This window comes from Rhodohalobacter sp. (assembly GCF_041686455.1).
GTDB lineage: Bacteria > Bacteroidota > Rhodothermia > Balneolales > Balneolaceae > Rhodohalobacter.
The window spans coordinates 1-8,042 of sequence record NZ_JAWLDW010000118.1 but is presented as its reverse complement, the minus strand read 5'-3'; the positions used below and the strand labels follow the sequence as shown (position 1 = coordinate 8,042).

The window sequence follows — 8,042 nt, the reverse complement described above, 5'->3', positions numbered from 1 at the left end:
CATGGAGTGATATGAACGGGATTTTAAGCAGAAAGCAGGCGGCCACAAGAAAGATGATCTCATCTGAGGATGGTCCACAGATAAGAAGAGGTTTTTCCTCTGAAAAATAAATTCCATTCGTTTTCTCCGCCAGCCAGCTCGTAAATCCAAATAGATTCTCGTACGTATAATTCTCTTGTTCCGACGTTAAAAAAGTCAGCTCTTTGTCAGGCTTCTTAAAAGTTGGAGTATTGAAATGCCCGGCACTCATTGTTCAATAGAGTTTATGTTGTAAGTAAAATCAATCAACGGATTTATAAAATTTGTTATTCAAATCGGCGATTTTGGTAGAGTAAAACCCGGATTTTGGAAGTTTTAACCTGCCAGATGAAATTAAGTTCTCGCGAGAAAGATCGGTTTCAAAAAAGCGGCCGGTATTGAGTCCATGAGCCATGTTAGGAGCTCCAAGAACAGACGCAACAGAAGCAACCATTTTTCTGCCGATGGATGATTCCAATGCCGTAGTAATAACAATCCTATTAAAATGAGTTCTTTGGAGAACTAATGTTTCAAATAAATCAAATAAATTTCCCAGAACCGACGGTTTGATAACAATTACCGTTTCGGGCAGTTTTTTGAGCACTTTTTGTAAGTGAAGAATATTTTTAGTGGATTCATCCAATGCAATCGGAATTGCAGATTTTTGGATTAATTGAACTGTAGATTGAAGGTCTGAAAATGGGAACGGCTCTTCGATGTACTCAATATTGAGTTCTACAAACTGCTTTACAATATCTGAAAATTGATCGGCCGGCCATGATTGATTAGCATCAATTCTAAATTTACAATCCTGTTCTGCAGTTTCATTGAGTACCTTTAGAGTTTTAAGGAGGTGATCAACCGGAAAACCGGATTTAAGTTTATATGTTCTGAATCCCTTATCGTAGCTCTTTTTAAAATGTCGAATCGTATCATCCACTTCCTGAATAGGAAGCACGTCATTCACAAGGATTTTTGACGGTTTTCTTACTTCGAAAAGATGAAACAGAGATCTCTGATTTCTTTCCGAAAAGAGTTGGACACCCAAAAAACTCAGCGCAAATTGCAGTGATGGCAGGTTCGGAAGTTGTTTTAAAAAAAGCTTCAGCTCCTTGAGCGAAAACGGTTCAGAAAAAAAAGTATCCAGTGATTCTTTTTGATCACTGACTGCGGTTTTGACTTCGTTTAGGCTTTCATGGGAGAATCCCGGAAGAGGAGCAGCTTCGGTGATTACTTCTGTAGCACTGTCCGAGTAACGAATGAGAATCCCCTCTCTGTGATGAACCACTCCGGATCCGGTCACAAAAGGTTTTAAAAAAGGGAGTCGGTATGTGAATATTTCGATCAAGTTTTAAATAATCAATCCGGCTGCAAACAAAAAACCGAAGAATACCATCAATTTGGACGTTCTTTCGAGGGTGTTGTTCAATGTTCGCTTATCCTCATGATACCAAACTTCTTTGTTTAAATTCCAGGCAAAGAAAAGAGACAGGTAGGGAAGCATGATAAAAATCGAATAGTCTAAAATATGATAAAAAAAGACGGGCGTCAGATAAGCCAGTGCTATCATTACTACATACTCTATTTTAAGAGCATTTTCTCCAAACAGGACTCCCAAAGTTCGTTTGCCTGAAACTTTATCCTGTTCAACATCCCTCAGATTATTAACTACTAAAATGTTGACGCAAAGTGCACCTACCGGAACAGATGCCCAAAAAGCGTGCATGTTCCACTCCAGAGTGTTTACATAGGTCGTACCCATCACAGCAACAAAGCCGAAAAAAATAAATACGAATATGTCGCCAAGGCCATTGTAGCCGAGAGGAAACGGTCCGCCCGTGTAGAGAATACCAAATAGAAGAGATAACAGGCCGATCCATAAAATGACCCAGCCTCCGATCCAAACGAGATACAACCCGGCTAAGAAAGCAATGAACATGGTAATTGAGGTAGCCCTAAGCATCGACCGTGGGGTAACGGCTCCGGAAGAGGTTGCCCGTTCAAATCCAATCCGGTCATCTGTATCTGCGCCTTTAACAAAATCGAAATAGTCGTTGGCGAAATTGGTGCCAATTTGAATTGCAAAAGCACAAAACATGGCAACAAGAGTTGCAAGCCACGTTAAAGAGTCCAGCCGGAATGCGATGGATGCACCAACAAGCACAGGGATAAATGCAGCTGCCAGGGTTTGGGGACGGGCCGCTGAAAGCCACACTTTAAATGTAGATGTTTTCAAAAAAATTATTGGTTACACGGTTGAAAATGGTTTGCTAAAGATACAGAATGAAAGAGAGCCTTAAAAAAATTCAAGCAATAACCGGTTAGGGTAAATAAGTTTTGTTTGAAGACAAGCTGGAAGCGCTTTTATGTTAATTAATAATTTAGAAGTTATATAAAACATAAATAAATAAGGAATTATAAAATTACTAAGAAATAATTTTAATTATTTTCAAACACTGATATATTTCCGCTGTTCAAAACCCCGAACCAAAATTTTAAAAAAATAATGACTCAAACAATACGTCGCTACGATACACTTGCAGCTGCCAGAAACTGGAACCCACAGGCCAACGGTGATTTTCAGCATATGAATATTACAGAGGTTTTTGGTAAGTACACACTAACACTTGAAGATCTCAGAGAACGGCTTCCAAAAATAGTTTGGAAAGAATTGAAAAAGACTGTTCAGGAAGGTCAGCAACTTGATCTTTCAGTAGCTGATGCGGCAGCTTTAGCTATGAAAGAGTGGGCTATAGAAATGGGTGCCACACACTTTACCCACTGGTTTCAGCCGTTAACAGGAGCAACGGCAGAAAAACATGACAGTTTTATTACGCCGAACCAGGGAGGCGGTGCGGTATCAGAATTTTCCGGAAAAGATTTAATACAGGGAGAACCGGATGCATCCAGTTTTCCAAGCGGTGGTCTGAGAGCTACATTCGAAGCGCGTGGATATACTGCCTGGGATCCGACATCCCCGGTTTTTTTAATTGAGAACCAAAATGGAAAGTATCTCTGCATTCCAACTGCATTTGCTTCATGGACAGGTGAAGCCCTTGACCATAAAACACCGCTATTGCGATCTATAGAAACGCTGGATAAACAGGCCAAACGCGCACTTGCACTGTTTGGAGTAGATTCAAAAAGAGTAACTTCTACAGTAGGTTGTGAGCAGGAGTATTTTCTGATTGATCAGGAGTTTTTCTATCGCAGACCGGATTTAATGACATCCGGCCGAACTTTAGTGGGAGCTAAGCCACCTCGCGGTCAGGAGTTGGATGATCACTATTTTGGATCCATTCCTGATAGAGTTCTTTCGTTTATGCTGGAAGCTGAGCGTGAACTTTACAAGTTGGGTATTCCTGTAAAAACCCGCCACAATGAGGTTGCTCCGGGACAATTTGAAGTAGCACCGATTTTTGAAAACTGCAATATTGGAGCGGACCATCAGCAGTTGATGATGATTGTTCTGAAGAAGATTGCTAAAAAATATGGATTTGAGTGTCTGCTTCACGAAAAACCGTTTGACGGCTTGAACGGCAGCGGCAAGCACCTGAACTGGTCTCTCAGCACAGCAGAGGGAATGAATCTTTTAGAACCGGGTGAAAGTCCACACGAAAATATGCAGTTCCTGTTTTTCTTTTCGGCAGTACTGAGTGCTGTTTATAAGCATCAGGATCTGTTGAGGATTTCGATAGCCAGTGCAAGTAACGACCACCGGCTTGGAGCGAATGAAGCTCCGCCTGCAATTATTTCGGCATATATTGGTGAGCAGCTGGAAGATATCATCAAACAGTTACTGAATGGCGGTTTGAAAAAATCGATGAAGTCCGGTTTGATGGGTTTAGGTTCACCGGTACTGCCTACTATTCCGAAGCATGCGGGAGATAGAAACCGAACATCTCCATTTGCATTTACCGGCAATAAATTTGAATTCAGGGCGGTTGGCTCAAGTCAGTCAGTATCCTTCCCGATTGTGGTTCTGAATACGGCGGTATCTGAGGCGATCGATACCATGTGTACAAGCCTGGAGAAGAAGATGGAAGAAAAAGATCTGGAACTTTCTCTCAAAGAAGTATTGGTAGAGACAATGAGTGAAGCCAGGGATATCATCTTTAACGGGGACGGTTATTCTGACGACTGGCAGAAAGAGGCTGAAAAGCGTGGATTGTTAAATCTGAAATCGACCGCTGATGCACTGCCTCAATTAACCAGTGAGAAGAACATTAATTTGTTTGAAAAGTATGATGTGATGACAGCTCGCGAAATACACTCACGTCTCGAAATTTGGGCTGAACAGTACGTTACGAACCTGAATATTGAAGTGGATACCACAGAGGCGATAGCCAGGACCATGGTTTACCCGGCGGCCATTCGCTATATCAAAGAGCTTGCAGCAGCCGTTAAGGAAACCGGGGATCTAGGTCTTGATAACTATGGTTCTAAGGAGATGCTGACAACCGTAAATAGTGCATTGAATGATCTGGGACAAGCGATGATTGAACTCAAAAAAGTTCAGGATGATCTGAAAAATGAAAGTCTCATTGGGCTTTGTGTAGAGTACAGGGAAAAGATCATTCCTGCTATGGGCAAGATTCGGGATTCTGTAGATTACCTGGAGCGATATACGGCGGATGATTACTGGCCACTGCCAATCTACAGGGAGATGCTGTTTGTGAAATAGATCTCAATATAAATCAAACCAACTATTTAAGCTCCCTTTCTGAAAGGGAGCTTTTTTTATAGATATTTCACCAGAAATGAATTAATAATTAGGCATTTAGCGGTGATCGATGATTTATTTGAAGTGGTAAAAGATAAATAGGTAAAGTCCACACCTTAATTTTATCCTCACTTATACCTTTCCAATAAGTCACATATGGTGACTGAATTAATACTATCTATTTTGACTGGTGGAGAGGATCTCATTGGGTTATCTAAAAGAAGTTTTATAATGATAGAGACAGAAAAGACCGCCATGATTTGGTTCATTGTGTGGAAGTAGTTCGGTAATGAGAAAGGGGTATTAAAAATCTTCTTTATTTTTTTTTGTTAAAATTATGTCAATCATAATTATATAAATATGATTGGACTATTATGAACATTTAAAACCTTAATTGTTATGATTCAACTAAAATTAAAAGCTATAATTTCACTCGTATTTGTACTTTTTATGTTGTTTACAGTTTCATCAATTAATGGAGACATAAAAGTTAGTTTAACGGGGCAGGATACCTTCGCAAATGAAACTAGAAACATGGATTGGACAGGAAATTGTTCATCATATGAAAATTGTAATAATCCGTATGGAACATGTAATGAATCTGGTGCTCAGTACCAGGATTGTTTACTAGTATGTACCGTTTCAAGAAATTGGGTTTATTGTGATGGTTGTGAAGATTGTGAAGGAGAAGATTAATATTTTTTTAAATATAAAATTAGGTTCAGAAGTCATTCTGTCTTCTGAACCTAATTAATTATGTACATGAAAATAATAAAATATATTATTTGTGTTTTTTTAGTATTAGGATGTTCGAATGAATCCAGTTTAAAATTAAATGGAAATTTACAGCCGTTATACACTTTCGCAAATGGGACTGATGACTATTTGGTAAACCCAATTGGTTTTGTTAGTAATGGTGAGGATTTGATATATGTTTCAGATAATATTCCTTCACAGATAAAAAAATATTCGAAAGATGGTGAATTATTAGAGATCTTTGGAAGACGTGGAAAAGGGCCTGGTGAATTTAACTATCCTGGTGGTTTAGCCTATTTTGATAATAGTATATTTGTAGAGGATAGGGGAAACCTTAGATTTAAAATTCTTACTGAGAATGGTGAAACAAATGAAATTTATAAAATTTTGAACCCCTTTGTAGATTTTACTGTGAATGAAAATTTGGTTTATACTTTTTCACCTCCATCATTCTTTCTCACTAAAAATCTTCAGGAAAGAGATTTAATAACGGTATATAACAGAAATGGCAATATTTCAAACTCATTTGGTGATTTTATTACTTATTCTGAAAAAATTCCTGCAGGAATGAGTTGGCCCTTCCTGCAATTTAGTAATCATCGTTTGCATTCTGTTTTTCAATATTTCCCACTTTATAGAATTTACACTGCAGAGGGTGAATTAGTAAAAGAGTTTGACTTAAGTACATATGTTCAAAAAGATGTCTTGAAAAATTTTGATGAGGAAACATATCTCGACCCCACTTCGCCATCCATGGAAGTTGTATTTCGAGCATTTTATGTCTCCGATAATGGAGTCTATATTGCACATCAAAGTGAAAATATACAAATAGACAAATTTATCTTAAGAGAAGATGAGTTAGAATATCAAAATACCTATTATTACTCTACTAATGAGAATATGACTGTTGTTGAAGATTTTTTCTATCACCAAGAAAGTGACACGTTTTTTATTCTTGAGTACAATGGTCAAGCACACCAAATAACCAGATATGAGATTGTACAGTCAAAATAAATGAAATTAAGAGTAAGATTGAATCAAATAATGTATTCTTAATTATGTTAACCATTACCTAAACCTGTCATAAAGTTAAATCCTCAATAACTCCATCTTTTTCTTTATATATTCTCAACTAAATCTACGCAGCTCAAAATCAAATCGGTTGGGAAATTGAATATTTTAGCGGTTGAACCATTTTACAGTGGATCACATAAAGCATTTCTAAAAGGCTTACAGGAGAACTCCCGTCACAACATCTACTCAGTTAACCTGAACTACAAAGGCTGGAAATGGAGAATGCATGGGGATTCTGTGAAAATGGCTGAGATGGCAAGTCATGTTGAGGAGGAGATAGATCTGTTACTTGTGAGCAGTATGACAAATTTACCGGCTTTTTTAGCACTGACAAACCCAAGATTTGCGTACACGCCAAAAATTATGGTAATGCATGAAAATCAGCTTACCCAGCCGATGCCGGAGGGAGAGGAGCGGGATTTGACCTACTGCCATATCAATTATTTGAGCATGCTTTCGGCCGATAAGCTTCTTTTCTCTTCCAAATTTCACATGCAGGATCTTTTTGAAGCACTCCCCGATTTTTTGAATAATTTCCCGGATGATAAAACATACAATACCGTTCAGCAGATCAAGGATAAAAGTATGGTTATGTATCCCGGTCTGGATCTGAAATATTTTGATAATCAACCGGATACCAGAAGTGAAAATAAACGGCCGGTGATTGTTTGGAATCAGAGGTGGCAGTTCGATAGAAATCCAACCATGTTTTTTAAAGTACTGAATCGACTGAATGATATAGATCTTGAGTTTGATCTGATATTGGCCGGGGATACCAAACATAATAAGCCGGAAGAGTTTGAACGGGCCTGGAAAAGGTTTGGCGACCAGATTACTCACTTTGGCTATGTGGATGATCCGGAGCGATACAGCCAGTTGCTGCACTCAGGTGATATTGTAGTATCTACGGCAACATATGAGTTTTTCTGCGTGGCAATTATGGAAGCTGTTTATTGCGGTTGTCACCCGCTTGTACCGAATCAACTGCACTATCCTGAGCTGATACCGAAAAGTTTACATAAGCCGCTATTGCACTCATCTGTGCTTTATGAGTCTGAAGATGAGTTATTCAGGTATCTTAAAGATATGCTAACCGGCAAAGCTCAGCCGTTGCCTAAAACGTCTCTTCAAAATATTAATAAGCATCTGGACTGGAGCCGGATGATCGGCAAGTATGATGCACTATTTGATGAGCTTGCAAAAACCGAAAGTGTTGCCTCGTTTTAATTTTTTCTCAGAAATTCGTCTGACGACTATTCTAAAACTGGGCTATTCAATCAAAAATGTTCAGAGGTCGGACGAAATTTTTAAGCCGAGCGCCCAAAATATTGATTTGCATTCTCTGAACAACATTCGCATTGGACCGCCTCAATTCTATTTGCTGCTGATATTAATGCTCTCTGTTCGGCGGAGAATTTGTATGCCTTGTTCAATCCCCAAGCTTCCGCTTAGGGCTATGATCTGTTCGCTC

Annotated in this window: 6 protein-coding genes and 1 pseudogene; 4 read left to right on the top strand and 3 right to left on the bottom strand. The window is 38.8% G+C overall.

The window, feature by feature from the left end; genetic code table 11:
* The 3 genes and pseudogenes from ACESM0_RS11525 to ACESM0_RS11515 all read right to left on the bottom strand — a co-directional run.
* A pseudogene (locus ACESM0_RS11525) lies at window positions 1–250 on the bottom strand (hypothetical protein); the annotation flags it as partial.
* 30 nt (window positions 251–280) lie between these two features.
* Window positions 281–1,366: an o-succinylbenzoate synthase gene (gene menC / locus ACESM0_RS11520; protein WP_372906358.1), complete on the bottom strand. Its 1,086-nt coding sequence runs from the start codon at window positions 1,364–1,366 to the stop codon at window positions 281–283.
* A 3-nt stretch (window positions 1,367–1,369) separates the two neighbouring features.
* Entirely contained in the window at window positions 1,370–2,254 is an 885-nt protein-coding gene (locus ACESM0_RS11515) for a 1,4-dihydroxy-2-naphthoate polyprenyltransferase (protein ID WP_372906357.1), read from the bottom strand.
* A 270-nt stretch (window positions 2,255–2,524) separates the two neighbouring features.
* On the opposite strand from ACESM0_RS11515, the gene ACESM0_RS11510 reads away from it, so the two are divergent.
* From ACESM0_RS11510 to ACESM0_RS11495, 4 genes are all read left to right on the top strand, one after another.
* A complete protein-coding gene (locus ACESM0_RS11510; RefSeq protein ID WP_372906356.1) occupies window positions 2,525–4,702 on the top strand; it encodes a glutamine synthetase III in 2,178 nt (725 codons plus the stop codon).
* A gap of 438 nt (window positions 4,703–5,140) precedes the next feature.
* Entirely contained in the window at window positions 5,141–5,437 is a 297-nt protein-coding gene (locus ACESM0_RS11505; protein WP_372906355.1) for a hypothetical protein, read from the top strand.
* Between the two features lie 66 nt (window positions 5,438–5,503).
* Window positions 5,504–6,511: a hypothetical protein gene (locus ACESM0_RS11500; protein ID WP_372906354.1), complete on the top strand. Its 1,008-nt coding sequence runs from the start codon at window positions 5,504–5,506 to the stop codon at window positions 6,509–6,511.
* 156 nt (window positions 6,512–6,667) lie between these two features.
* Complete coding sequence (locus ACESM0_RS11495; protein WP_372906353.1) at window positions 6,668–7,798, top strand: DUF3524 domain-containing protein; 1,131 nt, start codon at window positions 6,668–6,670, stop codon at window positions 7,796–7,798.
* Window positions 7,799–8,042: the final 244 nt, after the last annotated feature.

What these genes read in the sequence shown, in the direction of transcription:
- ACESM0_RS11510 (WP_372906356.1), top strand. Translation starts at nt 2,525, where the DNA reads ATGACTCAAACAATACGTCGCTACGATACACTTGCAGCTGCCAGAAAC.
- ACESM0_RS11505 (WP_372906355.1), top strand. Translation starts at nt 5,141, where the DNA reads ATGATTCAACTAAAATTAAAAGCTATAATTTCACTCGTATTTGTACTT.
- ACESM0_RS11500 (WP_372906354.1), top strand. Translation starts at nt 5,504, where the DNA reads ATGAAAATAATAAAATATATTATTTGTGTTTTTTTAGTATTAGGATGT.